Source organism: Streptomyces sp. NPDC001985, assembly GCF_040296845.1.
Classification (GTDB): domain Bacteria; phylum Actinomycetota; class Actinomycetes; order Streptomycetales; family Streptomycetaceae; genus Streptomyces.
Window position 1 is genome coordinate 25332 of sequence record NZ_JBEOYB010000033.1, and the last position, 25161, is coordinate 50492.

At 72.5% G+C, this 25161-nt stretch carries 22 protein-coding genes; 12 read left to right on the forward strand and 10 right to left on the reverse strand.

Translation table 11 applies throughout. The annotated features are described in order from the left end of the window. Positions 1-12 precede the first annotated feature (12 nt). Together ABT122_RS16845 and ABT122_RS16850 are read left to right on the forward strand one after the other, a co-directional pair. Complete coding sequence (locus ABT122_RS16845) at positions 13-765, forward strand: GntR family transcriptional regulator (protein WP_351551844.1); 753 nt, start codon at positions 13-15, stop codon at positions 763-765. Positions 766-889: 124 nt separating this feature from the next. Further along, a complete protein-coding gene (locus ABT122_RS16850) occupies positions 890-2050 on the forward strand; it encodes a type ISP restriction/modification enzyme (RefSeq protein WP_351551847.1) in 1161 nt (386 codons plus the stop codon). Between the two features lie 590 nt (positions 2051-2640). Here ABT122_RS16850 and ABT122_RS16855 read toward each other — a convergent pair. After that, positions 2641-2904: a hypothetical protein gene (locus ABT122_RS16855; RefSeq protein ID WP_351551850.1), complete on the reverse strand. Its 264-nt coding sequence runs from the start codon at positions 2902-2904 to the stop codon at positions 2641-2643. A 327-nt stretch (positions 2905-3231) separates the two neighbouring features. Further along, the gene (locus ABT122_RS16860; RefSeq protein ID WP_351551853.1) at positions 3232-4041 is read right to left on the reverse strand and encodes an SGNH/GDSL hydrolase family protein; all 810 of its coding nucleotides are present in this window, start codon (positions 4039-4041) and stop codon (positions 3232-3234) included. A 162-nt stretch (positions 4042-4203) separates the two neighbouring features. Between ABT122_RS16860 and ABT122_RS16865 the strand changes: the two genes are divergently transcribed. The 5 genes from ABT122_RS16865 (at position 4204) to ABT122_RS16885 (ending at position 8955) form a co-directional block, all read left to right on the forward strand. Beyond that, positions 4204-4620 (forward strand): hypothetical protein, encoded by a 417-nt coding sequence (locus ABT122_RS16865; protein ID WP_351551856.1) that lies wholly within the window; start codon positions 4204-4206, stop codon positions 4618-4620. A gap of 332 nt (positions 4621-4952) precedes the next feature. Further along, a complete protein-coding gene (locus tag ABT122_RS16870) occupies positions 4953-5804 on the forward strand; it encodes a glycosyltransferase family 2 protein (RefSeq protein WP_351551859.1) in 852 nt (283 codons plus the stop codon). Further along, positions 5801-6931 (forward strand): glycosyltransferase family 2 protein, encoded by a 1131-nt coding sequence (locus ABT122_RS16875; protein WP_351551862.1) that lies wholly within the window; start codon positions 5801-5803, stop codon positions 6929-6931. Before ABT122_RS16870 ends, ABT122_RS16875 begins: the two co-directional genes overlap by 4 nt. A 20-nt stretch (positions 6932-6951) precedes the next feature. Next, a complete protein-coding gene (locus ABT122_RS16880; RefSeq protein ID WP_351551989.1) occupies positions 6952-7731 on the forward strand; it encodes a polysaccharide deacetylase family protein in 780 nt (259 codons plus the stop codon). A 111-nt stretch (positions 7732-7842) separates the two neighbouring features. Continuing rightward, on the forward strand, positions 7843-8955 hold the full coding sequence (locus ABT122_RS16885) for a DUF5925 domain-containing protein (RefSeq protein WP_451066966.1): 1113 nt from the start codon (positions 7843-7845) through the stop codon (positions 8953-8955). A 31-nt stretch (positions 8956-8986) separates the two neighbouring features. On the opposite strand, the gene ABT122_RS16890 is transcribed toward ABT122_RS16885, so the two are convergent. Beyond that, positions 8987-9361, reverse strand: a complete 375-nt coding sequence (locus ABT122_RS16890; RefSeq protein ID WP_351551867.1) for a GntR family transcriptional regulator — start codon at positions 9359-9361, stop codon at positions 8987-8989. Between the two features lie 147 nt (positions 9362-9508). On the opposite strand from ABT122_RS16890, the gene ABT122_RS16895 reads away from it, so the two are divergent. After that, positions 9509-10012 carry a ribonuclease FAU-1 family protein gene (locus ABT122_RS16895; protein WP_351551870.1) on the forward strand — a complete coding sequence of 168 codons (504 nt, stop codon included), beginning with the start codon at positions 9509-9511 and terminating at the stop codon, positions 10010-10012. A 106-nt stretch (positions 10013-10118) separates the two neighbouring features. On the opposite strand, the gene ABT122_RS16900 is transcribed toward ABT122_RS16895, so the two are convergent. The 3 genes from ABT122_RS16900 to ABT122_RS16910 are packed head-to-tail and all read right to left on the reverse strand — an operon-like array spanning position 10119 to position 13147. Continuing rightward, on the reverse strand, positions 10119-11615 hold the full coding sequence (locus tag ABT122_RS16900) for a tripartite tricarboxylate transporter permease (RefSeq protein WP_351551873.1): 1497 nt from the start codon (positions 11613-11615) through the stop codon (positions 10119-10121). 3 nt (positions 11616-11618) lie between these two features. Beyond that, a complete protein-coding gene (locus tag ABT122_RS16905) occupies positions 11619-12167 on the reverse strand; it encodes a tripartite tricarboxylate transporter TctB family protein (protein WP_351551876.1) in 549 nt (182 codons plus the stop codon). Continuing rightward, positions 12164-13147 carry a Bug family tripartite tricarboxylate transporter substrate binding protein gene (locus tag ABT122_RS16910; protein ID WP_351551879.1) on the reverse strand — a complete coding sequence of 328 codons (984 nt, stop codon included), beginning with the start codon at positions 13145-13147 and terminating at the stop codon, positions 12164-12166. The genes ABT122_RS16905 and ABT122_RS16910 overlap by 4 nt, the downstream gene beginning before the upstream one ends. 128 nt (positions 13148-13275) lie before the next feature. On the opposite strand from ABT122_RS16910, the gene ABT122_RS16915 reads away from it, so the two are divergent. After that, complete coding sequence (locus tag ABT122_RS16915) at positions 13276-13965, forward strand: response regulator (protein WP_351551992.1); 690 nt, start codon at positions 13276-13278, stop codon at positions 13963-13965. 132 nt (positions 13966-14097) lie between these two features. Here the strand turns inward: ABT122_RS16915 and ABT122_RS16920 are convergent, their stop codons facing one another. Next, the gene (locus tag ABT122_RS16920; RefSeq protein ID WP_351551882.1) at positions 14098-14526 is read right to left on the reverse strand and encodes a pyridoxamine 5'-phosphate oxidase family protein; all 429 of its coding nucleotides are present in this window, start codon (positions 14524-14526) and stop codon (positions 14098-14100) included. A 702-nt stretch (positions 14527-15228) separates the two neighbouring features. On the opposite strand from ABT122_RS16920, the gene ABT122_RS16925 reads away from it, so the two are divergent. Both ABT122_RS16925 and ABT122_RS16930 read left to right on the forward strand, forming a co-directional pair. Then, on the forward strand, positions 15229-16236 hold the full coding sequence (locus ABT122_RS16925) for a lytic polysaccharide monooxygenase auxiliary activity family 9 protein (protein ID WP_351551885.1): 1008 nt from the start codon (positions 15229-15231) through the stop codon (positions 16234-16236). A gap of 160 nt (positions 16237-16396) precedes the next feature. Continuing rightward, positions 16397-17479, forward strand: a complete 1083-nt coding sequence (locus ABT122_RS16930; RefSeq protein ID WP_351551888.1) for an ABC transporter permease — start codon at positions 16397-16399, stop codon at positions 17477-17479. A 58-nt stretch (positions 17480-17537) separates the two neighbouring features. Here ABT122_RS16930 and ABT122_RS16935 read toward each other — a convergent pair whose 3' ends face one another. Then, positions 17538-18644 carry a S1 family peptidase gene (locus ABT122_RS16935; RefSeq protein WP_351551891.1) on the reverse strand — a complete coding sequence of 369 codons (1107 nt, stop codon included), beginning with the start codon at positions 18642-18644 and terminating at the stop codon, positions 17538-17540. A gap of 302 nt (positions 18645-18946) precedes the next feature. On the opposite strand from ABT122_RS16935, the gene ABT122_RS16940 reads away from it, so the two are divergent. Beyond that, positions 18947-19813 (forward strand): alpha/beta fold hydrolase, encoded by an 867-nt coding sequence (locus tag ABT122_RS16940; RefSeq protein WP_351551893.1) that lies wholly within the window; start codon positions 18947-18949, stop codon positions 19811-19813. A gap of 42 nt (positions 19814-19855) precedes the next feature. On the opposite strand, the gene fxsT is transcribed toward ABT122_RS16940, so the two are convergent. Together fxsT and ABT122_RS16950 are read right to left on the reverse strand one after the other, a co-directional pair. Then, positions 19856-23797, reverse strand: a complete 3942-nt coding sequence (gene fxsT, locus ABT122_RS16945) for an FxSxx-COOH system tetratricopeptide repeat protein (protein WP_351551896.1) — start codon at positions 23795-23797, stop codon at positions 19856-19858. After that, positions 23781-25151, reverse strand: a complete 1371-nt coding sequence (locus ABT122_RS16950; protein WP_351551899.1) for a TIR-like protein FxsC — start codon at positions 25149-25151, stop codon at positions 23781-23783. Before ABT122_RS16950 ends, fxsT begins: the two co-directional genes overlap by 17 nt. Positions 25152-25161: the final 10 nt, after the last annotated feature.

Genomic DNA, 25161 nt, shown 5'->3' on the forward strand with positions numbered 1-25161 from the left:
GACGGAGCCCCCGTGACCTCCTCCTTCGCCCCCGACTCGCTGATCCTGAACCGCAAGCTGCCGCTGTGGTACCAGGTCTCGCAGTCGCTGCGCGCCTCGATACTCGGCCGCACCCCCGAGTCCTCCCTGCGGCTGCCCACCGAGGAGCAGCTCGCCGCGCACTACGGGGTGAGTGTGCTGACCATGCGCCAGGCCCTCAAGGAGCTGGAGGCCGAGGGCCTGATCAGCCGCCACCGGCGGCGGGGGACCTTTATCGAACCGGGGGTGCGCAGGGGTGCGCCGCGCCGGCTGCTGGGCTCGATCGACGCCATCGTGGCGCAGCAGTCGGGGGAGCTGACGACCATCCTCGACCACGGCCCCGAACCGGTCCCCGGCGAGCTGGCCGAGTACTTCCCGGATCTGGCGGAGACGGTGGTCTACCGCCGGCTGCGCTGTGACGGCGAGAGCGGCGAGCCGGTCAACTGGGCGGAGAACACCGTCCGTCCGGACATCGCGGCCCGGCTGGAGGTGAAGGACCTGGAGCGGTGGCCGATGACCAAGGTGCTGCGCGACTCGGTGGGGGTGCGGATCGGCCGGATCACGGACACCGTGGAGGCCCGGCTCGCGGACCCGCGCACGGCGGAGCTGCTGGAGGTGCCGCTGCTCAGCCCGATCCTGCACTACACGGGGGTGACCTGCGACACCGACGGGCGGGTGGTCGACGTGGCGCGCATCCGCTACCGGGGTGACCGCTTCTCGTTCTCGGTGACCGTCGACGCGGAGTGAGCCGCCGGCGGTGACCGCCGGAGGGGGCGCGCGCGGGGCACGGCCGGGGCCGGGCCCCGCCCCTGGCAGGGGTGACGCAGGGGTGACGGAGGCGTGCGGGGGCGGGTTCGGGGAGGATGTCCCCATGCCGATGCTCGATGAGCTGATGCCGTGGGGTGTGCGGCCCCTGCGGCTGGGACGTTCCTGGGTGATGGGTCCGGACGCGCGGTCGCTGGTGGCGCGCTGGGACGCGGTGGCGGGCGCCTCGGGGGCGGCGCAGGACGCGCTCTTCGGCTGCACCCGGGCCCGCACCCCGCGCACCGCCGTCGCGCAGCTGCCCGGACAGCGCGCGGGTACGGGGCCCCTGGCCCGGGAGCCGGGCCGCTGCCCCGCTCCGGTGCGGCTGCTGCACGGCCCCTTCGACCAGCGGTGGATCGTCCCGGACCACCGGCTGATCGACGCGGCCCGGCCGGAGCTGTGGCGGGTGGCGGACGAGGAGCAGCTCTTCGCCTTCGAGGCCGAGTGCTCGCCGGACGGGGAGCGCCCGGGACCGGCCGTGCTGGTGTCCGCGGTCCTGCCGGACGGCCACACGGGCCCCGGGAGGGTCCGGCCGCTGTTCCGCAGGCCCGGGGGGAGCGAGCCCAATCTCGCGCCGGGGCTGCGGGAGGCGCTGGGCGGGCGGTACGGGCGGACGGTGGAGCCGGAGGAGATCCTCCGGTGGATCGCGGCGGCGGCCGGGCACTCCCCGGCGGGTGCCACGGTCCCGCTGCCCGCCGACCCCGGGGTCTGGCGCGCGGGGGTGGAGCTGGGCGGCCGGCTGCTCTCGGCGCAGCTGCGCGGTGCCGGGGGCCGGGAGCGGCCGAGGCTGCCGGGCGGGCGGCGGCCCTATGTGCGGGCCGCGCTGCCGGAGCGGCCCGGGACCATCGGATACGACCCGGCGACGGAGGTGCTGAGCCTGGGCGACGGCCGGATCTCCCCCGTACCGGCGTCCGCCTGGGAGTTCCGCACCGGGGACGCCCGGGTGCTGGAGCGGTGGTTCGCGGGGCGGACGGCCGCCGGGGAGCAGGGGAGCCTGGAGGCGATCCGGCCGGCGGGGTGGCTCCCGGAGTGGACATCGGAGCTGCTGGAGCTGATCACCGTACTGGCCCTGCTGGCCGGGCTGGAGGCCGAGCGGGCCGCGCTGGAGATCGCCGACCGGATCACCTCGCTCCCGGGCGTCCTGCCACCACCCGCCGCCGCCCGGCGACCCGCCTCGGTCCTGGACCACCACGAGGAGGGCCCGGACGGGCAGTTCGCCCTGCTGTGAGCTGTGCCCGTGGACTGGGGGCCGGGCTCGGCAACGGGGGTGGGTGGGGGCAGGCGCGGCCGGACCCCGGAGCGGGGCCCTGGGCCGGGCCCGTGGACCGGCCATCACCGGCCGGACCCCTGCGCGGACACGACGAGCCGCGTCGCGCGCGAACCACCGCGACCCGAACCCGTGAACGAGGTGGGTGCGCGCCCCAGCGATCGGGACCCCGAGCGGGTGCCCTGGGCCGGGCCCGCGAGCCGGGCCCGTGCCCGGGTGCCGCTGGCCGGGTGGCGAATGTGGCCGGACATCCGCGGTGTGGCGGCCGGGGGCGGTGGCGGGAGGTGGAGACTCCGGCGGGGCCGCCGCGGGCGCTGCTGCCCCCGATCACCCTGGCGGGTGGAGCCGGAGGCGCTCATGGACACGGTGCCCGCGCCGGGCGAGCACACCGGCGCGGTGCCGCGCTCCCTGGGGAGGACGGACGAGGAGTCAGCCGCACTGCGCCGGGACGGTGTGGTCGCCTGGGCGCGGGGCCGCACAGACGGTGACACGGGAGCCGAGGCGCGCGCTCGGGTGGGCGCGCGCCGGTCGGGCGGGGCCGGGACGGTGGGTCAGTGGCGGCTGCCGAAGAGGGTGCGGCGCAGCCTCCGCAGCGGCGCGAAGAGCGAGACCCCGCCCTTGCCCCGGTCCCGGTCGTGTGTCACATCGCGCGAGGTCAGCTCGCGCATCAGCGAGGTCGCCTCGACGGTCTCGCGCTGGGGCACGGCGGGACCGCCGAGCACCGACAGATGTCGGTCGAGACGCCTGCTTGTGGCGCTGTTCCCGCAGGTGATCGCGGGTACCCGCGCCCTGCTGCGCACTGTTATCTGTTCCATGTCACTCCCCACCCGTACGACGCACCCGGCCCGGGCAGGTTAACCCTATCGCCCCACCAGGACAGCCAGGTATCCCGCCCACAGGATTCACCGCACCCGTACGCGAGTTGACGACGTCTCGACGAATCCGGTGCTTTCCAGGGCGAGTTGGACAGATCCAAGTCTCCACTCGTCCATTCTTCCCACTGCCCCGCGAGCCACGCCCGCCGCACCGAACTCTTTGCTCACGGGTCCGCACTCCCCGCTCACCCTCCGTCGGCCCCGGCGGCTCACGGCCCGGCCCGGGGGCCGGATGTGATCTGCGCCACCGGGGCCGGGCGGCGGGGCTCAGACCTGCGCGTTGAAGGCGGGGAGATAGCCGCCCGACTGACCGGCGGCGGTCGGGTGGTAGGAGTCGCCGATGTTGAGCCAGTTCACGCTGTGCAGCCAGGCGTCGCCGGAGCAGATCTCGTGCCCGGTGAAGGCGGGCACCACATCGGCGAAGGCGAAGCCGTGGTCGGCCGCGCGCTTGCCGATGGCGGTGTTGATGTGGTCGGCGGCCGAGTTGATCGCGGACCGCTCGCGCTCGGTCAGACCGGCGACACAGGTGCCGGCGAGCTTGTAGAAGCGGGGGTAGCCGAGGACGACGACCTCGGCGGAGGGGGCGCGGGCACTGATCGCGCGGTACACGCTGTCGAGCCGGCCGGGGAGGGTGGTGTCGACGTACGACCGGGCCCGGTTCACCCGGTTGACGCAGTTGGTCTCGGACTGGAGGACGCAGGTGGTCATGACGTCGGCGAAGCCGGCGTCGTTGCCGCCCACGGAGAGGGAGACGAGGTCGGTGGCGGCGCTGAGGGGGGCGAGCTGGCTCGCGGTGACATCACTCGTAAGAGCACCCGAGCAAGCGGTGAACGCGAAGGAGGAGGGTGAGTGCGCGGCGGCCCAGAGCCTGGGGTACGCGCGATTGCTGCGCTTGCAGTCTCCGCTTGCGCTGTCGTAGCCGCCGGCGCCGACCCCGGAGGAGTAGGAGTCGCCGAGGGCCACATAGTCCAGGGCAAGGGCACGGTCGCCGGCCTTCGCCTGGCCCGCTCCGACGAGAGCGAGGGCTCCGGCGAGCAGCAGCGAGGAGGAGAAAGCCGCGAATCGGGACAGTTTCATGGAACCTCCCTTTAGCAGAGTCTCTGCCTCAACTTTCTTACCAGTGAGTAGACTTCACTGGAAGTGTTCATGCCAAGAACGTCGGGCGGCGCTTGACGGAACTCCGGACGCTGCGCAGCATGAGGACCCGGCATCGGATGTCCCCGGGGAGCGGAATCGGCCATGCGGAACAACGGAGTCGAACGCACGGCCGCGTCCGATCTGCTGACGGTGCTCGCCGGCGCGGCGTTCACCTTCGCCCTCACCGGCGCGGTGCTGGCCCTCCTGGACGCGGACTCGGCGCTGCGCGCGCCGACCGTCCTCTTCTTCCTGTTCACCGGGCCCGCCGCCGGTCTGTACGCCGTGCTGCCGGGGCTCGAACCGGCGGCCCGCGCCGCCGTATCGGCGTCGGGCGCGCTCGTCACCGTCCTGCTGACCGGGTGGCTCCGCGCCTCCTGGGACGCCTTCCCCACGGGAGCGGGCATCGTCTCCGTCGCCGCCCTCACGGCCCTGCTGTTCGCCCGGGCGGGAGCCCGCGCATGGCGCTCGAACAATCGAACGTTCGAACAGCAGACGACCGATGAGGTGTCAAATATGTAAAAAGTAAGAATGGCCCCTACGACTTGCTCTAGAGTCCCCGACATCAATACCGTCGTGCATCCACCCGCAACGGATCATCCAGCCAGACGGCTCAAGGGGAGGGCTGGGGCGTCGAGATGGCTCCGGAGCGGGGCGCGGTAGGGGGGTGCCGCGCTCGGTCTCCGCGCTCAACACGAGCCGGGGCACCGCGCGGCCAGTTCCGCAACTCACCCATCGGGACCGGAGGTTGTTCCGCCCTGGGCAGGTGAGAGGTCGGCCCCCCTTTCAAACCGGACACTCATCCGGATCGCCCGGGGGCGGGCGGTCCACCGGTGGAGAGGGAAATACAACCCATGAGCTCAGTCCTGCACCCGGCCGCTCCGGGGCAAGATCCGTCGATGCCGTCGGCGACCCCGCGCGACGGCACCGGCAGCACGGCCGGGGCCTACCGGCCCATCTCCTCTCATCTGGCGATCACCCCGCCGGTGAGCGTGGTGATCCCCGCCATGAACGAGGCGGCCAACCTTCCCCATGTCTTCAAGACCCTGCCCGACTGGATTCACGAAGTGGTCCTGGTCGACGGGAACTCGACGGACAACACCGTCGAGGTGGCGCGGGAGCTGTGGCCCGACGTCAAGGTCGTGAGACAGGTGGGCCGGGGCAAGGGTGACGCCCTCATCAGCGGTTTCGCGGCCTGCACCGGTGACATCATCGTCATGGTCGACGCCGATGGCTCCGCCGACGGCAACGAGATCGTCTCCTATGTCTCCGCGCTCGTCTCCGGCGCCGACTTCGCCAAGGGCTCCCGCTTCGCCAACGGCGGCGGCACCGACGATATGACCTTCATCCGCAAGCTCGGCAACTCGGTGCTCTGCTCCATCGTCAACACCAAGTTCGGCGCCCGCTACACCGACCTCTGCTACGGCTACAACGCCTTCTGGAAGCACTGCCTGGACAAGATCACCCTGGACTGCACGGGCTTCGAGATAGAGACCCTGATGAACATCCGGGTCGTCAAGGCCGGGCTGCGCGTCCAGGAGGTCCCCAGCCACGAGTACAACCGCATCCACGGTGTGAGCAACCTCAGCGCGGTCCGGGACGGCATCCGGGTGCTCAAGGTGATCCTCAAGGAGAAGGGTGTCCGGCGCGCGGAGCGCGGCGGGGCCTCGGCGGGCGTCCGCGTACCCCGGGGAGAGACATCTTGAACGACCGCCGTTTCTCGGTGGTGATCTGCGTCTACACCGAAGACCGCTGGGGCGACATCCTGGAAGCCGTCGCCTCGGTGCGGAGCCAGTCGCTGCCGGCCCTGGAGACCCTGCTGGTGGTCGACCACAACCCGGCGCTGCTGGACCGGCTCGCCCGGGAGTACCGGGAGGCCGGGAGCGTACGGGTGCTGGCCAACGCCGGCCCCCGGGGGCTCTCCTCGGGCCGCAACACCGGAATCGCGGCGTCCAGGGGCGAGTTCGTGGCCTTCCTGGACGACGACGCCGTGGCCGAGCCCGACTGGCTGCACTGGTTCGCGGCCGGGTACGACACCCCGGAGGTGATGGCGGTCGGCGGGCGCACCGAGGCCGCCTGGGCCTCCGGGCGCAGGCCCGGCTGGTTCCCCGACGAGTTCGACTGGGTCGTCGGCTGCACCTACCGGGGGCTGCCCCGGGGCCGGGTGCGGGTCCGCAATGTCCTGGGCGGCAACGCCTCCTTCCGCCGGACCGCCTTCGACGCCTCCGGCGGATTCGCCACCGGCATCGGGCGGGACGGCGACAAGCGGCCCCTGGGCTGCGAGGAGACCGAGCTGTGCATCCGGCTCGCCCGGGCGCTCCCCGGCGCGGTCCTCCTGATCGACGACCGCGCGGTGATCCACCACAAGGTCCCCGCCGCGCGGGAACGGTTCGCCTACTTCCGCACCCGCACCTACGCCGAGGGGCTCTCCAAGGCGCTGGTGGCCAGGAGCGTGGGAGCGGGCAAGGGCCTGGAGTCCGAGCGCCGCTACACCACCCGGGTGCTGCCCGCGGGCGTGGTGCGCGGACTGCGGGACGCGGCGCTCGGCCGGAGCGGCGGCGCGGGGCGGGCCGGGGCGATCCTCACCGGGGTCGCCACGGCGGCCGGCGGGTATCTGATCGGCACCGCCCGCGCCCGCCGGGGCGGCGTGAGCTTCTCATCGGGCCCGATCCCATCGCTGCCGGAGCCCTCCCGGGCGGCGGACGGCGGGGTTCCGGCCCCGGACGGCGAAGTCCCGGCCCCGGAGGTTCCGGCCCCGGAGGTTCCGGCCCCGGGCAGCGGGGCCCCGGCGCCGGGCGGCAAGGTCGCGGCGGCGGGCGGTGAGAGCGGGTGAACCGGCCCGTACCCGTGCTGATGTACCACGCCGTCGCCCATCAGCCGGCCCGGGCGACCCACGGTCTCTCCGTCTCGCCCGAGTCCTTCGCCGAACAGATGGCACTCCTGGCGGAGCGCGGCTTCACCCCGCTCACCACCGCCGCGCTGGGCGGGATCTGGCGCTCCGGCGGCAGCCGCCCGCTGCCCGCCCGCCCGGTGCTGATCACCTTCGACGACGGTTACGAGGGGGTGCACCGGCACGCCCTGCCGGTGCTGGCCCGGCACGGCTTCGCCGCCACCCTGTTCGTCTCCACCGGCTGGCTGCGCGGTGCGTACGACGAGGGGGGCGCGATCGACACCATGCTCGACTGGGACCAGGTGCGGGAGCTGGCCGCCGGGGGCATGGAGATCGGCGGCCACACCCACAGCCACCCCCAGATGGATCAGCTCGACGACGAGCGGCTGCGGTACGAGACGGTCCGCTGCCGCGACATCGTCGACGCCGAGCTGGGGAGCGTCCCGCGCTCCTTCGCCTACCCCTTCGGCTACTCCAGCCGGCGGGTCCGGGAGGCGGTGCGGGAGGCCGGCTTCGCCCAGTCGTTCGCGGTGGGCAACGCCCTGGCCCGGCCGGGCCAGGGGCCGTACGCCATCCAGCGGGTGACCGTGCGGCGCACCACGGGACCGGCCGAGTTCGCACGGCTCGTCGAGGGCCGCGCCATCGGCCGGAACTTCGCCGGCGACCGGGTGCTCACCAAGGGGTACGCGATGGTGCGCCGGTCCCGGCGGGCCGTCACGGTCATCCGGGGCGGCGTCCGCTGACCGGCTCCCCCGGCGGCGCGCTCCGATCCGGGGCGCGCCACCGGGCAAAACTCCTCGCGCCGAGGGGGCCGGTGCCGGATCATGGGGCCCATGTCAGCCGTACAGCCTCAGATGGAGCGCATGACTGCCGCAGCCGCCCAGCCACAGGACTCACTGCCGATCCGGCTCAATGTCGACGACAGCGACTCACCGTCCGATGTCATCGACGCGCTCTTCCTCGGCCGCTTCGCGACCGGTGAACAGCCCTACGCGCACGCCCACCAGATCGAGCGGGTGAAGCCGGGGTTCGAGCTGCTGCCCCCGGGCGCCTCGGTGCTGCGCTCCGCGCGGGACGACGACCGCAGCGCCGTGCTCGCCGAGGGCGAGGGCTGGACCGTGCTCATCTCCCACTGGAACCGCGGCGCCGATGTCACGGTGACGGCGGTCAGCGCCGAGCTGGCCGAGCGGATCGTCAAGGAGTCCACCGCGGAGGCGGCCGACGAGCCGGAGCCGCAGCCGGAGAATGTGACGATGGGGTTCTGGTACGTCTCCCCGCGCCGCGGCCCCCACCGCACCACGCGCCAGATCGCCGCCGGGACCTGGGACGAGGTCAGACCCAACTACACGGCCCCGGTGGCCGACGCGATGGACCGGCTGATGAAGGTCGGTCCGGACGACATCTCGGGGCGGCTGCTGCTGCTCCACGGCCCGCCGGGCACCGGGAAGACCTCCGCGCTGCGCACCCTGGCGCGCTCCTGGCGGGACTGGTGCCAGGTGGACTGCGTGCTCGACCCGGAGCGGCTCTTCAACGATGTCGGCTATCTGATGGACATCGCGATCGGCGAGGACGAGGGGACGGGGAAGAGCCGCTGGCGGCTGCTGCTCCTGGAGGACTGCGACGAGCTGATCAGGGGCGAGGCCAAGCACACGGCCGGGCAGGCGCTGTCGCGGCTGCTGAACCTCACGGACGGGCTGCTGGGGCAGGGGCGCAATGTCCTGGTCGGCGTGACGACCAATGAGGACCTGGAGCGGCTGCACCCGGCGGTGGTCCGGCCGGGCCGCTGTCTGGCCAGGATCGAGGTCGGCCCGCTGACCCGGGAGGAGTCGGTGGGCTGGCTGGGCACGGAGGAGGGCGTGGGCCGCGCCGGTGCGACGCTGGCGGAGTTGTTCGCGCTGCGCCGGGGCAGCGGTCCGGCCGCCATCCCCGACCAGCACCAGGGCTCGGACGCGGGCCTGTACCTCTGAGGCGCCCGGCGCGCTCCGGCGCCCGGGTGCCTCAGTCGCCGTACGCCGCCCGGGCCGCGTCCCGGGCGGCGGTGAGCGCGTCCTCCCGGGTGGCGCCGAGACGGTGGGCGCGCTCGGCGAAGGTCCGTGCCGCCGCCGCGAGTTCCCGGGAGGCGGCGTCGGCCGCCGGCGCGACGAAGGTGCCGTTGCGGCCCCGGGTCTCGATCACCCCGTCGCCCTCCAGGGCCCGGTAGGCCTTGGCGACCGTGTTGGCGGCCAGGCCGAGTTCCTCCGCGAGTCCGCGCACGGTCGGCAGCCGGTAGCCCACCGGAAGCGCGCCCGAGCGGGCCTGCCCGGAGATCTGGGCCCGGAGCTGCTCGAAGGGGGCGGAGGGGGCGTCGGCGTCGATGACGATCGAGAGAGTCACCCGCCGATTCTCCCCCATGGGCCGCCGGGCGCCGGGGAGAACACGGAGGCCGCCCCCGCGGGGCGGGCACCGGGGGGAGCACAGAGGGGGCCGGGCGCCGGGAAACCCGGAGGCGGCCCGGTCCGGTGCCCGCGTACCGTGCCGGCCATGACGGTTTCGGTGGAAGTGCGGTTGATCAAGGCGGGCAGGACGAAGATCCGCTATCCGGCGGAGCTGGTCCTGGACGACGGCACCCACGCCGTGGTGCGCGCGCCCTGGGCGGGCGCCGGGGTGCGGGACTTCGGATTCGTCCGCTTCGAGCCGGGCGATGTGTTCACCGAGCACTACTGGCGCGACCGGTGGTACTCGGTGAAGGAGGTGCGCACCGGCGACGGGGTGCTCAAGGGCTGGTACTGCGACATCACCCGGCCGGCCCGGCTCGCCGGCGGGGAGCTGAGCGTGGAGGACCTGGAGCTGGATCTGTGGGTGTCGGCGGACGGCGCGTCGGTGCTCCGCCTCGACGAGGACGAGTTCACCGCGAGCGGTCTTCCCGAGCGGGACCCCGAGGCCGCCGGTGAGGCCCTGCGGGCCCTGGACGGGCTGGAGGCCCTCGCCCTGGGGCGGGGCCTCCCGGAGCTGCTGGGGACCGGACGGGGGAACGCCTCGCGGTAGCGGAGGCGTTCTCGCGGACCACGGGTGACGGCCGGCGCGCCGGGCCCCGACGGCGGACGCCCTCCCCGCCGCACCGTGTCCGGTGCGGCGGGGAGGGCGTCCTCGCTCACGCGGCGGCGTCGCGGCGCCGCAGCACGACCTTCTTGATCAGGGGCCAGGCCAGCAGGATCGCGATGATCACATAGATCGTCACCGAGAACGGGGTGTTGACCAGTCCGGTGATGCTGCCGTCGCTGATCTGGAGCGCACGGCGCAGCTGCTGCTCGGCGGCCGGGCCGAGGATCACTCCGATGACGGCCGGCAGCACGGGCAGTCCGTACCGCCGCATACCGAATCCGAGCAGACCGATGATCAGCAGGATCACCAGGTCGAGGGCCTCGCCGCCGACCGCGTAGGCGCCGACCCCGGCGAAGAACAGGATTCCCGCGTAGAGGTAGGGGCGCGGGATGCGCAGCAGCTTCGCCCACACCGGGGCGAGCGGCAGGTTCAGGGCGAGCAGCAGCACCATGCCGACGAAGAGCGAGGCGATCAGGCCCCACACCAGGTCCGGCTCGCGCTCGAAGAGCAGCGGTCCGGGCTGGATGCCGTACTGCTGGAAGGCGGCGAGCATCACGGCCGCGACCGCCGTGGTGGGCAGTCCCAGCGTCAGCATCGAGACCAGGGTGCCCGCCGCGGAGGCGGAGGCCGCCGACTCGGGTCCCGCCACGCCCTCGATCGCGCCCTTGCCGAACTCCTTCTTGTTCTTGGAGAGCCGCTTCTCGGTGACGTACGAGAGGAAGGTCGGGATCTCGGCGCCGCCCGCGGGGATCGCGCCGAACGGGAAGCCGATGAAGGGACCGCGCAGCCAGGGCTTCCAGGTGCGCTTCACATCGTCCTTGCCGAGCCAGGGGCGGCCGACCGGGATGGGCTCGGCGCCGCCGCGGCGCAGATGGGCCGCGACCCAGAGGGCCTCGCCGATGGCGAAGAGGCCGACCGCGACGATGACGACGTCCACACCGTCGGCGAGCTGGAGCGAGCCGAAGGTGAGCCGCTGCTGTCCGGTCATCTGGTCGAGCCCGACGAGCCCGATGGTGAGACCGATCAGCAGGGACGCGAGACCGCGGATGCGGGAGGAGCCGAGCACGGAGGTGACCGCGATGAAGGCGAGCACCATGATCGCGAAGTAGTCCGGGGCGCCGATGTCCACGGCGAGTTCGGCGACCGTCGGGGCGAGGGCGACCAGCAGGATCGTACCGATCAGACCGCCCGCGAAGTGGCCGACGGCGGCCGCGGCGAGCGCTTGGGCGCCGCGTCCCGCCTTGGCCATCGGATTGCCCTCGATGGCGGCGACGACGGCCGCGCTCTCCCCCGGGGTGTTGAGGAGGATCGAGGTGGTGGAGCCGCCGAACATGGCTCCGTAATAGATGCCGGCGAACATGATGAACGCGCCGGTCGGCTCCAGGCCGTAGGTGACGGGCAGCAGCAGGGCCACCGCCATCGCGGGTCCGATACCGGGCAGCACTCCGATCGCGGTGCCCAGCAGGACACCGATCACCGCCCAGAGGAGGTTGATCGGGGTCAGCGCGGTACCGAACCCGTCTATCAGTGAATTGAGAGAGTCCATCGGCTAGAGCACCCCCATCAGCGGGCCACCGGGGAGCGGAACGCCGAGCAGATTGTTGAAGACGTAGTACGTCGTGAGGGAGAGGAAGGCGGCGATCAGCGGGTCCCGGTGGTAGTGCCTGCTGCCGAGGGAGAACGCGGCTCCCCAGAAGAGCAGCATGCCGGAGACGGGGAAGCCGATCGGGGTGATGAGCACGGCGAAGCCGAGGAAGACGCCCGCGAGCAGCAGGACCGTACGCCAGTCGCTGGGCTCGCTGAGGTCGATGTCCTCGCCGCCCTCGGCCTCGCCGCGACCGCCGCGCAGGACGTCGACGGCGAGCAGGACGGCGATCACGATCAGCCCGGCGCCGACGACGATCGGGACGGTCTTGGGGCCGACGGGGCCGCGCTGGGCGATGTCGACGTCCATGGTGAACGCGTCGGTGAGGACGAGGACGCCGATGAGGAAGAGCAGCACGCTGACGCCGAGCTCGGAGTGCTCTCGCAGCCAGGAGCCGCCGGGCCGGGAGGAGGCCTGGGCCGAGGGGACCTGGGGGGATTCCTGTGAGTTCACAGTCCGAGCTCCTTCAGCACCGAGTCCACGCGCTTGTCCTGTTCCTCCAGGAAGTCACCGAACTTGTCGCCGGTGAGGAAGGCGTCGGTCCAGCCGTTCTTCTCCAGCGACTCCTTCCACTCGTCGGAGGCGTGCAGCTCCTCGATCAGGTTGGTGAGCTTGTCGCGCTCGGCGCCCGAGATGCCGGGCGGGGCGACGATCCCGCGCCAGTTGGTGAACTCGGTGTCCAGACCCGATTCGCGCAGGGTGGGGGCGTCGAGCCCGGGCACCCGCTCGGGGCCGGTGACGGCCAGCAGCCGCAGCTCGCCCGACTTGATCTGGTCCAGGTACTCGCTGACGCCGGAGACGCCGAAGCCGACCTTGTTGCCGAGGATGGAGGCGAGCAGCTCGCCACCGCCGTCGTAGGGGATGTAGTTGACGGTCTTGGGCGCGATACCGGCCGCCTCGGCCATCAGCATGGGCGCCAGGTGGTCGGGGCCGCCCGGGGACGAGCCGCCGCCGACGGAGATCTTGCCGGGGTCCTTCTTCCAGGCGGTGAGAAGGTCCTCGATGGTCTTGAACGGCGAGTCCTTGCCGACGACGACGATGTCCTGCTCTTCGGTGAGCCGGGCGATCGGGGTGGTGTCGGCGAGGGTCTTGGGCGTCTTGTTGGTGTGGACCGCTCCGACGACGCCGAGGCCCATGGACATCGCCAGCTTGCCGTTGCCGTGCTCGCTGATCAGCCGGGTGAGACCGACGGTGCCGCCGGCCCCGGGGAGGTTGAAGACCTCGATGTCGTGGGTCAGCTTGGCGTCCTCGGCGTTCTTGGCCGCCGTGCGCGCCGTGATGTCGTAGCCGCCGCCCGGCGTGTTGGGAACCATGAACCGGAGCCCGGGAATCTGCGTGCCGGTGTCGGAGCCTTTGCCCTCGCTGAGCAGTGGCGGCCCCACGAACACCAGCAGCGCCGCCCCGAGCAGGGCGAGGGGAGTGCGCAATCGCACGTGAGCCGCCTTTCGGTAGGGGAATGTGTGAAGTGGCCCACATGTTGCCGGTGCGTTAAGAAAGTGTCTCTCTTCCGGAATCAACGGACGTTGTGGTCATTGTGGTCACCGCTTAGCGTGTGCGCGTGATGAATGTGCTGGTGGTGGACGACGACTTCATGGTCGCGAAGCTGCACAGCCGCTATGTGTCCGCGACGGAGGGGTTCCGGGTCGTCGGTGTGGCGCACAGTGGCGCCGAGGCGCTGCGGGCGGCCGAGCGGCTACGGCCCGATTTGGTCTTGCTCGACATCTATCTGCCCGATATGGACGGGCTGACGGTGCTGCGTGAGCTGCGGGCGGCGGAGGAGCAGAACGCGACACGGGCGAGGGTGGACGCACTGTTCATCACGGCGGCCCGGGACGCGGGCCTGGTGCGGGCCGCGCTGCGGGCAGGTGCGCTGCATTACTTGATCAAGCCGTTCAACCAGGCTTCCCTGCAAGAGCAGTTGAGGCATGTGGCGGCGCTGCGGTCACGCTTCGAACGGCTCGGGGGTGAGGCGCGCCAGGAGGACGTGGACCAGATATTCGGCGGCCGGCCGCCGGGGGCGCGCGGGCTGCCGAAGGGGCTGGCGCCGCACACGGCGGAGCTGGTGGAGCGGATACTGCGGGAGCACCGGGGGGATCTTTCCGCCACTCAGTGCGCCGAGGCGGGGTCGCTGTCGCGGGTGAGCGCGCGGCGGTATCTGGAGTACTTCGTGGAGACGGGGCGGGTGGAGGTCACCCTGCGGTACGGGGGCACGGGCCGGCCGGAGCGGAGGTACCGGCTGGTCGGCAGATGAGCGCGGCGCGCCGGGAAGGCCGGGCGCGGTACTGAGGTGCCGGGCGCGGCGCGGGGGAGGCCGGGGCGCCGAGTGCCGGGTGCCGGGATTCGCTTCCGCACACGGGAGCGGGAGGGCGGCGGACGGCCCCGGTCAGACCCGGCCCAGGTCGGCGCTGTTCCACCGCTGGGGGCGCATATGGATGACCACCTGCTCGCCCAGCTCCTTCTCCGCGAACTCGACATAGGACGCGACCTGCTTCGCCGGAAGGTAGCGCGCGGTGATCTCCACCAGCCGCTGCCGGGTCGCCGGGGACGTCTCGACGACGGGCCCCTCGACCGATACGTACCGCACGCTCGGCGTCACCCGGTCCACCAGCAGGGAGAACCGTCCGGCCCGGGCGATGAGCCGCTCCTTGCGGGAACCGAGACCGGTCATGATCCAGATGTCCCGGCCGGGTGCGTACTGGTACCAGACCGGCACGGTCAGGGGCGCCCGCCCCTCGTCCCCCGCGCACACCGCCAGGGCCGCGATATGGGGTTCGGCCAGGAACTGCTGACGCTCTTCGGGGGTCAGGGTCATGGATGCCTCCTTCGCTCGGTCCACCGGTCGTACCGGTCCGGGGCCGGGTGTGGCGGTCGGCCGGAAAGCGACCGGGCGACAGAGCAAAGCTACAGCTCCAGGGCCCCCGTCAAGCCCCACTTGACCAGTTCCCGGGCCTCCGGTTGACCACTTTTGTCCCGTCCAGAACAAGAGCGCCGACCGTGGCGGGAACCGGCGCCGGCCGGCGCCGCCCCCACCCCGCCCACCGGGGCCGGGCGCCGGGACCGGGTACGGCACCGGACCAGTCCGCCCCGGGCCCGGCGCGAGGTCAAGGGCACCCACCGGCGAGTTCACCCGAACGGGTGAGCAAGGGCCCACCGCGGCACTGACCCGCGCCGGATCGTTCCTGCGGGCCGGAGGGAGCGGCGGCCAACGGCTTCGGCGATGCATTATTCGCTTTCGCGAACGCCTTCACGGAGGTCTCCGCCGGTGCTTCTCCGCACGGACCGGGCATAGCGGCCGGAACGCGGCTCTTCCTCAGCCCGCTCTTAGCGCGTCCTTAAAACAAGGATAAGGATCATCGCCGACCCCTCCTCAGCGGCGATTTCCGGGGTCGGGACGGCTAGCTTGTCGATCGCCGGGGCCGGTTCGAACGACAGCACCGCAGACGGTCACGAGCCGCACCGTCTGTGTTGGGCCGGCCCCGGAACCCCCCCTACCCTCCATGAGGAGAACTCCACCATGACCGCTCGCCGCAAGGTCGCCACGATCGCCGCCCTCGGTATCGCACCGATCGCCCTGACCACGCTGAGCGTCACTCCCGCCGCCGCCCACGGGTCGATGCAGGACCCGGTCAGCCGTGTCTCGGCGTGTTTCGCCGAGGGCCCGGAGAGCCCCGACTCTGCGGCGTGCAAGGCCCTGGTCGCGGCCGGCGGCACCCAGCCGCTGTACGACTGGAACGAGGTCAACATCGGTGACGCCGCCGGCCGCCACCGCCAGATCATCCCGGACGGGAAGCTGTGCAGCGTGGGCCGCGCCAAGTACAAGGGCCTCGACGCTCCCCGCACCGACTGGCCGTCCACCAAGCTGGCCGCCGGCAACCACACCTTCCGCTGGAAGGCCACCGCCCCCCACAAGGGCAAGCTGGAGCTGTACATCACCAAGGCCGGCTACAACCCCGCCCAGCCGCTGAAGTGGTCCGACCTGGAGGCCCAGCCCTTCGCCTCGATCGAGACCGAGCCCCACCTGGTCAACGGCACCTATGTCTTCGACGCCAAGCTCCCGGAGCGCACCGGCCGCCACCTGGTCTACTCGATCCTCCAGCGCTCGGACTCCCCCGAGGCCTTCTACACCTGCTCCGACGTGGTGATCGGCCAGGAGAGCGGCGGCGGCACGGGCAGCGCCCCGGTGGCCCAGGCGCCCTCCGACGGCGAGATCAAGCAGGGCACCGAGAAGTCCACCGTGGACCACGGCGGTCACGGCGGCGACACCCCCGCCGAGCAGAAGGCCAACGCCGAGCACGTCGCCGACACCACGTCGGCGGCGTCCGACGGCAACGCCCCCGAGGCCCAGGGCGGCTCCGCCCCGGTGGCGAAGGAGGCGGCGGAGGACAACCTCGCCGCGACCGGCGGCGACAGCACCACCCCGTACATCGCGATCGGCGGCGCCGCGGCGCTGGCCCTCGGTGCGGCGGCCATGTTCGGCACCGCCCGCCGGCGCGCCACCGCCGGTGGCCGGAGCCGCCGCTGACACCCCGCACGACCGGACCGAACCGGTGATCGTCCCGCGCGTCCGCCGTTGTCCGGCGGGCGCGCGGGCCGTTGTCCGGGCGGGCGCCGGGCGGTGTCCCGCTCGGCCATTCGGCCGCCCAGCACCTGCGTGACGGCCCCGCGCCACGGAGCGTGGGGTCATGACCCGGACACCGGACGGCAGTGAAACGGACCCCCGGCCCCCCGGCCGCGCGGCCCCCCAGGGCTTTGTCGCGGAGGTCAAGGACGCGGTGAGCGTGCGGGCCGCGGTGCTGGTGATCGGGGTGCTGGCGCTTCAGATCGCCTTCATCACCTCGTACATCGGCGCCTTCCACAAGCCCGAGCCGCACCGCGTCCCGCTGGCCGTCACCGCGCCCACCGCACAGCTCGCCGAGCGGGCCGTCGAGCGGCTGGGGGCGCTGCCCGGTGATCCGCTCGACCCCCGGGCGGTACGGGACGAGGCGGGCGCGCGGGCGCAGATCCGGAACCGGGACGTCGACGGGGCGCTGGTGATCACCGGCGGCGGCACCGACCGGCTGCTGGTGGCGAGCGCCGCGGGGGCGTCGCTGGCCGACGCCCTGATCGAGACGGTGGGAGAGGCGGAGCGGGCCGAGGGGCGGAGCCTGGACGTGGTGGACGCGGTCCCGGACTCCCCCGGCGACACCCGGGGGCTCTCCTCCTTCTATCTGGTCGTCGGCTGGTGCGTGGGCGGCTATCTCTGCGCCGCGATCCTCGCGATCAGCGCGGGCGCGCGGCCCGCCAACGCCCACCGGGCGGTGATCCGGCTGGGCGCGCTGCTGCTGTACTCGATCGCGGCGGGGCTGCTCGGCGCGGTGATCGCGGGCCCGGTGCTGGACGCCCTGCCCGGCAGTGTGCCGGCCCTGTGGGGGCTCGGCGCGCTGCTGGTCTTCACGGTCGGGGCGATCACCCTCGCCCTTCAGGGGCTCGCCGGGATCGTGGGGATCGGCCTGGCGATCCTGCTGGTGGTGGTCCTCGGCAATCCGAGTGCGGGGGGCGCCTACCCGTATCCGCTGCTGCCGCCGTTCTGGCGGGCGATCGGGCCCGCGCTGCCCCCGGGGGCGGGTACCTTCGCGGCGCGCTCGATCGCGTACTTCCGGGGCCATGGCGCGGGCGGCCCGATGCTCATCCTGGCCGCCTGGGCGGTCGCCGGATCGCTGATCACGGTGGGGTGCGCGCTGCTGCGGCGCTCCGCCACCGGCACGCGGGCGCCGGAGTCCCGGTAGACGGGTCCGGCCCGCCGCTGGTGCGGCGGGCCGGAGCGGGGTGCGGAGCGGGGACGGATCAGCCGATGTTCGCCCCGACGGCCCGGAGCACCTCCGGAACCGGCTGGAAGAAGGTCGTCCCGCCGGCCGCGCAGTCGCCGCTGCCGCCGGAGGTGAGACCGATCGCGGTGTCGCCGGAGAAGAGGGAGCCGCCGCTGTCTCCGGGCTCGGCGCAGACATCGGTCTGGATGAGCCCGTTGACCACATCGCCGTTGCCGTAGTTCACGGTGGCGCCGAGGCCGGTGACCGCGCCCTCGTGCAGCCCGGTCGTGGAGCCGCTGCGCTTCACCGGCATGCCCACGGTGGCCTCGCCGGCCCGGGCGATCGGCTGGGCGGAGCCGTTGTGGAGGTTGACCTCGCTGGGCTGCGGACCGGTGGCGCCGTACTTCACCAGCGCGTAGTCGTCGCCGGGGAAGCTGGAGTCCGTCATCCGTCCGATCGGCGCGCCGCCCGCGGTGGCGGACCACTGGCTGCCCGGCTGCCCGCAGTGCCCGGCGGTGATGAAGTGCGGGGCGCCGTTCTTGACGACGTTGAAGCCCAGGGAGCAGCGTCCGCCGCCGGAGTGGATGGCGTCGCCGCCGGAGGCGAGGGGAGTGAACTCGCCCGGCGACTTACGGAGTTCCGCCGTGCCGCCCAGCTTCTCGACGACGGCGGCGAGCCGGTCCCACTTCGCGCCGGTGACCGTGCGGTCGGCGGTGACAGTGATCTTGTTGCTGACCGGGTCCCGCGCCCAGGCCGTGCCGGGGATGGCGGCCTTCTCGGCGAGGGTCCGGCGGGCGCCGTCCAGCTCGGCCGTGCTGTTGGCGACGGTCCTGGCCCGGGCGCCGGCGTCCCGCACGGCCGTCGCGGCGGCCCGGTCCACGACATTGACCACGAGGGTCCGGGTCCCGGCGTCGTAGTGGGCGCCGGCCGCGCCGTCGCCCAGCTTCCCGGTGAGTTCGGCGGCCAGTTCCCCGGCGTCGGCGGCGGAGAGCGGCCCGGCGGCGGCGGCGGAGAGCGGCCCGGCGGCGGGGCGGGGCCGCTCACCCGCGCCGGCGCTCTGGAGGGTGAGGCCGGTGGCGGCCAGGGCGAGTGCGCAGGCTCCGGCCAGCGCGGCTTTTCTGCCGGATATACGACGGTGCTTCAACGTCGCCTCCTGTGGGGGGCGTGTCCGGGCGGTGGGGTGCCCGGTGGACACGGAGGGTTGGGCCGCCCACTATGCAGAGGCGCCGAGCGGGCACACAAGGACGGTTCCAGAACGGGCACACGACAACGCGCGGGCGTTCACGGCGCCTTCACCGCGTGCGTACGGGCGCTTCGGCGGGATTTCCCGAAAGACGGTGGAACCAGGCCCGATCAACGACCCCGCTGGGTAGACGTGATGGGGGGTGGGAAATGGCGGAATCTCATGACTGCTCGCGTGGGACGCATACGGCGGAAGGGGCGGGTGTGCGGCATCGGGTGCACGCGGCGGACGGGCGGCATCTGATGGTGGAGCGGCTGGGTGATCCGCGCGGAAGACCGGTCTTCCTGCTGCACGGGACACCCGGCAGCAGACTGGGGCCGGCCCCGCGCGGCATGGTGCTCTACCAGCGGCGCACCCAGTTGATCGCCTACGACCGCCCCGGGTACGGGGGTTCGGACCGGCTCGCGGGGCGGAGTGTGGTCGATGTCGCCGAGGATGTCCGGGCCATCGCCGACGAACTGGGGCTGGACCGGTTCGCCGTGGTGGGCCGCTCGGGCGGCGCGCCGCACGCGCTGGCCTGCGCGGCCCTGATGCCGGAGCGGGTCACCCGGACCGCGGCCCTGGTGACACTGGCCCCCCGGGACGCGGACGGTCTGGACTGGTTCGAGGGGATGGCGGCCTCCAATGTGCTGGAGTTCACCTTCGCGTCGGACAATCCGGCGGTGCTCACGGAGCGGTTCATCCTCCGCTCGGCCCAGATCCGGAAGGACCCCATCAGACTCCTCGACGATCTGCGCAGGGAGCTGACGGACTCCGACCGGATGGTGGTGGCGGACGCGGGGGTGCGGCGGATGCTGCTGCGCAACTACCAGGAGGCACTGCGGACATCGGCGTACGGCTGGATCGACGACGCGCTGGCCTTCTGCTCCCCCTGGGGGTTCGACCCGGCGGACATCAAGGGTCCGGTGCTGCTCTGGCACGGTGAGAAGGACGTCTTCTCACCGGTGGGTCACTCGCGCTGGCTCGCGGAGCGCATCCCGGGGGTGACCGCCGTGCTGGAACCCGCGGCGGCGCACTTCGACGCCCTCCACGCGCTGCCGCGGGTGCTGACCTGGCTGCTGGAGGAGTGAGGCCCGGTCCCGTCCGGCGGAGGGCCGGGCCCGGGCCCCGGGTCAGACGGCGAGCGGCTCCAGATCCCGGTGCACCCGGCGTTCGTCGCGGGCGATCCTGGTCAGGGCGTGATCCTCGCTCAACTGCCGGCCCAGCTCCTCCACGGTCTCCGCCCTCAGCTGCGCGGCCTCGGCCTTGCGTCCCAGCGACCCCAGCGTCACCGCGAGGTTGGAGGCGACACCGAGCACCTCGGGGTGGTGCGGTCCGAGCACCTCGCGCAGCCGGGCCACCGAACGCTCCTCGATCTCCAGCGCCTCCTCCGCGCCGCCCAGGTCGGCGAGGGCGTTGGCGAGGTTGATGGTGCTGTAGAGGTAGTGGGGATGGCTGTCGCCGAGGACCTCCCGCATCCGGGTGCTCACCTTCAGCAGCAGGTGCTCCGAGGACTCCGGGTCGCCGCAGCCCCACTGGTAGATCCCGAGGTTGTTGATGGCGGCGAGGGTGTACGGGTGCCGCTCCCCCGGCACCTTCATGTACTGGTCCACCACCTCCTGCGCCAGATCGCGGGCCGCGACCGGCTCACCGGCGGCGAAGAGGTCCGCGGCGAGGTTGAGATCGCAGGCGAGGGAGTCGGGGGTGGCGCTGTTGTACCCGGCGCGGTAGCGGTTGCGGGTGGCCGTGGTCAGCCGCCGGGCGTCCTCCAGCCGGCCGGCCCTGCGCAGCGAGACGGCCAGGGACTTGGCCGCCGCCAGGGTGCCCGGGAAGGTCCGTCCCATGTGGTCCTTGTACAGCTCGTAGGTGCGCACCAGCAGGGTGACCGAGTCCTCGTACCGGCCGACCTCGCGCAGATCGCGGGCGAGGGAGGTGGCGGAGGAGAGGGTGTACGGATGGATGGGGCCGTGCACCTCGGTGCGCCGGTCGAAGACCTCCTGGTCGATCTCGCGGGCCCGGGAGTACTGGCCGACCATCCGCAGATTGAGCGCCAGGTTGTTGGCGGCGGCCAGGGTCCGGGGGTGCGACTCGTGGAAGATCTGGCTGAACCCCTCGTGGGCCTCGCGCGCCAGCTCCATCGCCCTGCCGTACTGGCCGAGGGTGCCCAGGTCCATCGCGAGTCCGCTGGTGGTCATGTAGGTGTGCGGATGGGTGGCGCCGAGCACCACCCGCTGGCGCTCCAGGGTCTGCTGGTCGAGGGTCATGGCCTCCTGGTAGCGGCCCTGCGAGCGGTAGAGGTTGGAGATGTGGAAGCAGAGGTAGAGGTACTGGAGGTCGTCGGTGCCCAGCATGGTCCGCCAGGTCTCGCGGACCTCGTCGGCGACGGCCTTGGCGGTGACCCAGTCGCCGCGCTTCCAGAGATAGCGCACCCGGTCGATGAGGAGCCGCCGGGTCTCCGGCTCCCGGCAGGTGCGCGCCTCCGAGGTGGCCAGATGCGGCCAGATGGTGCCGAACCGCTCCCAGGTGCTGGGGTTGTCGATGGGTTCGTCGTCGTCGGGCCGCGCTCCGGCGAGGACCCGGTGGACGGCGTGCCGCGCGTCGCGCTGCTCCTGCTCGGTGAGCTGGGCGCGGATGACGGCCTGCACCAGCCGGTGCACCTGGATGCTGTTGTTCACCTGGTCGACCTTGGCCAGGGCGAACCGGCCGATCTCCCGGATGACCCGGCCGAGGACCAGCTTCTCCTGGAGCGAGGCGTCGTACGGCTTGAGGGCGTCGATCATCTCCTTGCTGTAGAGGAGGTTGGCGGAGATCGGCTCGGGGGCGAAGAAGGCGCAGAGCTGGAGGAGCCGCACCGCCGCGGGTGAGCGCTCCTTGAGCTTCTCGATGGAGACGTTCCAGGTCGCGGCGACGGGCTCCGGGTAGCCGGCGGGCTGGTTGAGCGCGAGGACGCTGGTGGCCTGTTCCCCGAGCAGCTCCAGATAGTCGGAGACCGGGGTCGCGGTCTCGGCGATCCAGGCCGCGGCCTGCTCGACGGCGAGCGGGAGATCGCCGACGGCGGTGGCGACCCGGTCGGCGTCGTCGATGGTCAGTCCGCGGGCCCGGCGCTGGAGGTGCTCGATGGACTCCTCGCGGGTGAAGACATCGATGGCGAGCGCGTCGCCGTACTGCGACCAGGTCTGGTTCCTGGAGGTGACGAGGATGTGCCCGGGGCCCTGGGGCGGGAAGAACCGCTTCAGCTGTTCGGGGTCGTCGGCGTTGTCGAAGACCAGCAGCCAGCGGGCGTGCGGCACACCGCGCCGCAGCAGGTCGATGGCCTCCCGGGAGGCGGCGGCCATGTCCTCGCCGCCCTGGGCGCCGAGCCGGGTGGCGAGGTCGGCGAGTCCTTCGATGACATCGTCGGGCTGCTCCGCCGAGATCCACCACACCAGGTCGTAGTCGGCCATGAAGCGGTGCACGTACTCGATGGCGACCTGGGTCTTGCCGACGCCGCCGAGTCCGTACAGGGTCTGCGGCTGGGGCAGTACGGCGGCCACCGCCATGCCGCCGCCGAGCCGGTCGCGCATCTGCTCCAGGGCGACGGAGCGCCCGGTGAAGCCGGGGTTGCGGGGCGGGGCGTTCCAGATCTTGGGGACGGTGCCGGGGAAGCGCGGTCCCGGCGACTGGGCGTCGGGCGGCTGCACGGGGCGTTCCAGGGCGCGCAGCAGGGCGCTGGTGGCCTGGACCTCGTCCAGCCGGAAGAGGTCGACGCTGTTGCGGTCGGCGAAGGGGGTGTTGAGCCGGACGTCGCCGATGCGCAGCGGCAGCACGTGCCGGCGGGTGCCCCCGGAGTCCTCGGCGAAGGCGCGCTGCCAGAGGCTCATCGCGCGGGGTGACTTGAGGTAGGCGCTGGAGAGCAGGAAGACGGTACGGGAGGTGGTGCCGGCGGAGGGCGGGGCCTCGGCGGGGTCGCGCTCGACGGAGACATCGCGGGGGACGACCCGGAATCCGGCCCGGGTGAGCACGGCTTCGACCCAGTCGGCCCACATGCGGTTCTCGGCGACATAGCTGAGCAGCAGATCGGCGGGGAGCGCGGGCCTGCGCCGGGTGAACGCGTCCTTGATGCGGAGCCGGATCTCGTCGCCGACCGCGGGCATGGAGGTGACGCGGTGCTCGGTGATGACGGAGGTGAGCCGTTCGAAGGCGGAGAGCAGGGAGTTGGTCAGCCCGGTCTCGTCGCCGAAGGTGGCGAGGGTCTCCTCGTAGGCGTAGTAGGGGCGGTACGGGATCTCCACCGCGCCCCAGTAGGAGGTCAGCTCCTCGCCGGTGAGGCCGGTGGGGAAGCGGTCGAACTTCACCCGGGCCAGCGCCCGGCCCGCGTCGGCCTTCTCCTTCTCGCCCTCGTCGATGCGCATCGGCACCGGGTAGATCCTGATGCCCCGGCCGCCGTAGCGCTCGTCGATCTGGCGGGCGACGGAGGCGGCGCCGTCGATGGACTGGTCGCTGAGGGTGAAGCAGTCGACGAGGACGTCGGGGAGGTGGACGGTGCAGATGTCGGCGATGTCGCTGAGGCCGGTGCGGCTGTCGATGAGGACGTAGTCGTAGGTGGCCTTCATGTCCTCGCGCAGGGCGTCGAAGAAGAGGCCGCCGCCGAGGCGGTCGTAGAAGTTGTCCCAGTCGAAGGTGGAGACGGTGGCCGAGTACTCCCGGTTCTGGCGCCCCGCGGAGACGAAGTCCAGGGTGCCGCCCGCGGGGAACTCCCAGCCGAGGTTCTCCGGCGAGAGGGAGACGGCGTGCGGCTGGATGCGGGCGTAGTCGGTGTGCCAGTCGTCGCGGCGGCCGGTGTCGGGGGTGATGGCGGCCCAGGCGTACTCGGTGATGAGGTCGATGACGCCGGTGGTGGCACCGAGGGTGGAGGGGTCGAGGAAGGGGTGGAAGAAGCGGTGCAGGCCGGGCGCCTCCAGGTCCCAGTCGACGGCCAGGACCCGCTTGCCGTTGGAGGCGAGAATCCAGGCCGTGTTGGCCAGGGCCATGGTGCGGCCGGTGCCGCCCTTGTATGAGTAGAAGGTGACGATGCGTCCGTCACGACTGGCCGTCATCCGTGTCCTCCGCATCGGGGTCTGTGCCACGTGAGTGGGTGTCGCCGGGGATGGTGTCGGGGTAGCCCGCGGGGCCGGTCAGCCGGAACCGGGTGCGCGCCGGCGGTACGGCGGGCGGGGCGGGCGGGAAGACCTCGGCGTGCCGCAGGAACTCCTGGGCGGCCGATTCCACGACCTCGGGCAGGATGTGCCCGAAGGCCTCCATGCTGAACACGCCCCGGGCCGCGAGCCGGCAGGCGGGGCGGCCCTGGCTCATCTGGCGCGGCATGATCCGCTCCAGTTTCCGCACCAGATCGGACTCGGAGGCCCGGCTCTGGGGGTCGTCGCGGTTCCAGGCGACGACCAGGCTGACCCAGGGGCGCGGTTCGGCGTCGAAGGCGGCGAGCCGGGCGCAGCGCTCGTCGTCCTCCAGCGCCCAGCGGTCCATCAGGAGTATCTCGGGCCGGGTGGGCGGCTGCCGGGGGTCGGGCGGTGACTCGTGGTCGAAGGAGGAGATGGTGGCCTGGTAGTTGAGGGAGCGGACCAGGTCCTGGGCGACCAGGGCGAGCGGGCGGGCCGAGTCCGGGTGGTAGGGGTTCCAGTCCTGGGGGTCCTTGCCGTAGTACTCGGGGGCGCGGCCGTCGGGGAGGTCGTGCCGGGTGGGTGCGGCGACGGTGAGATGCATGGGGCGGGGTCCGCCGCTGGGCTTGCCGAAGGCGCTGGGCGCGTGCCGGTAGTCGACGGGGCTGCCGGAGGCGACCCGGGTGGTGTCGGCGACGCTGACGATGCGCTTGGCCAGTTCGTAGACGGCGGCCTCGTACTCCTCGGCGAACCGGCGCAGTTTGATCAGGCCGTAGAGCCCCTCGGTGACATAGAGGTCGCCGAAGGCCCGGTGGTTGAACTGGAGCCGCTCGGCGGGTCCGGGGAGCTGCTTCGGCGGGACGGGCACCCAGAGCGCGGGGACGATGGCCTCCACCGAGCGGTTGCTCTTGGCGTGGTGGTAGATGGCGCGCTGGGCGAAGGCGTACCACTCCTTGCCGCACATCTCGCTGGCGAAGTACCGGGGGGAGAAGAGGGGGACGAAGACCCGGCAGGTGGAGAGGGTCTCTCCGAGCCGCTCCGACCAGCCCTCGCCGGTGCGGATCTCCCGGTCCATGAAGCCGGCCGGGGAGCCGGCCGGCAGATCGGTCAGGGCCAGCACATGGCCGCAGAGATCTCTGAACAGCCTTTCGACCCACATGTCGGGGTCGGGCCCTCCGACCCCGAACCTCGGTGTGTGCGCGTAACTCAAGAAGAAGTACGGCCGGTGGTCCGGCGCGCGTTGCGCTGTTTCCGACACACGACCCCCGTCCTGTGTGAGCACCCGCTCCCCCATCCGCCGTTGA

Coding starts and splice junctions, on each gene's coding strand:
- ABT122_RS16850 (WP_351551847.1), top strand. CDS start 890: ATGCCGATGCTCGATGAGCTGATGCCGTGGGGTGTGCGGCCCCTGCGG.
- ABT122_RS16855 (WP_351551850.1), bottom strand. CDS start 2,904: ATGGAACAGATAACAGTGCGCAGCAGGGCGCGGGTACCCGCGATCACC.
- ABT122_RS16860 (WP_351551853.1), bottom strand. CDS start 4,041: ATGAAACTGTCCCGATTCGCGGCTTTCTCCTCCTCGCTGCTGCTCGCC.
- ABT122_RS16865 (WP_351551856.1), top strand. CDS start 4,204: ATGCGGAACAACGGAGTCGAACGCACGGCCGCGTCCGATCTGCTGACG.
- ABT122_RS16870 (WP_351551859.1), top strand. CDS start 4,953: ATGAGCTCAGTCCTGCACCCGGCCGCTCCGGGGCAAGATCCGTCGATG.
- ABT122_RS16880 (WP_351551989.1), top strand. CDS start 6,952: ATGTACCACGCCGTCGCCCATCAGCCGGCCCGGGCGACCCACGGTCTC.
- ABT122_RS16885 (WP_451066966.1), top strand. CDS start 7,843: ATGGAGCGCATGACTGCCGCAGCCGCCCAGCCACAGGACTCACTGCCG.
- ABT122_RS16895 (WP_351551870.1), top strand. CDS start 9,509: ATGACGGTTTCGGTGGAAGTGCGGTTGATCAAGGCGGGCAGGACGAAG.
- ABT122_RS16900 (WP_351551873.1), bottom strand. CDS start 11,615: ATGGACTCTCTCAATTCACTGATAGACGGGTTCGGTACCGCGCTGACC.
- ABT122_RS16915 (WP_351551992.1), top strand. CDS start 13,276: ATGAATGTGCTGGTGGTGGACGACGACTTCATGGTCGCGAAGCTGCAC.
- ABT122_RS16920 (WP_351551882.1), bottom strand. CDS start 14,526: ATGACCCTGACCCCCGAAGAGCGTCAGCAGTTCCTGGCCGAACCCCAT.
- ABT122_RS16925 (WP_351551885.1), top strand. CDS start 15,229: ATGACCGCTCGCCGCAAGGTCGCCACGATCGCCGCCCTCGGTATCGCA.
- ABT122_RS16930 (WP_351551888.1), top strand. CDS start 16,397: ATGACCCGGACACCGGACGGCAGTGAAACGGACCCCCGGCCCCCCGGC.
- fxsT (WP_351551896.1), bottom strand. CDS start 23,797: ATGACGGCCAGTCGTGACGGACGCATCGTCACCTTCTACTCATACAAG.
- ABT122_RS16950 (WP_351551899.1), bottom strand. CDS start 25,151: ATGGGGGAGCGGGTGCTCACACAGGACGGGGGTCGTGTGTCGGAAACA.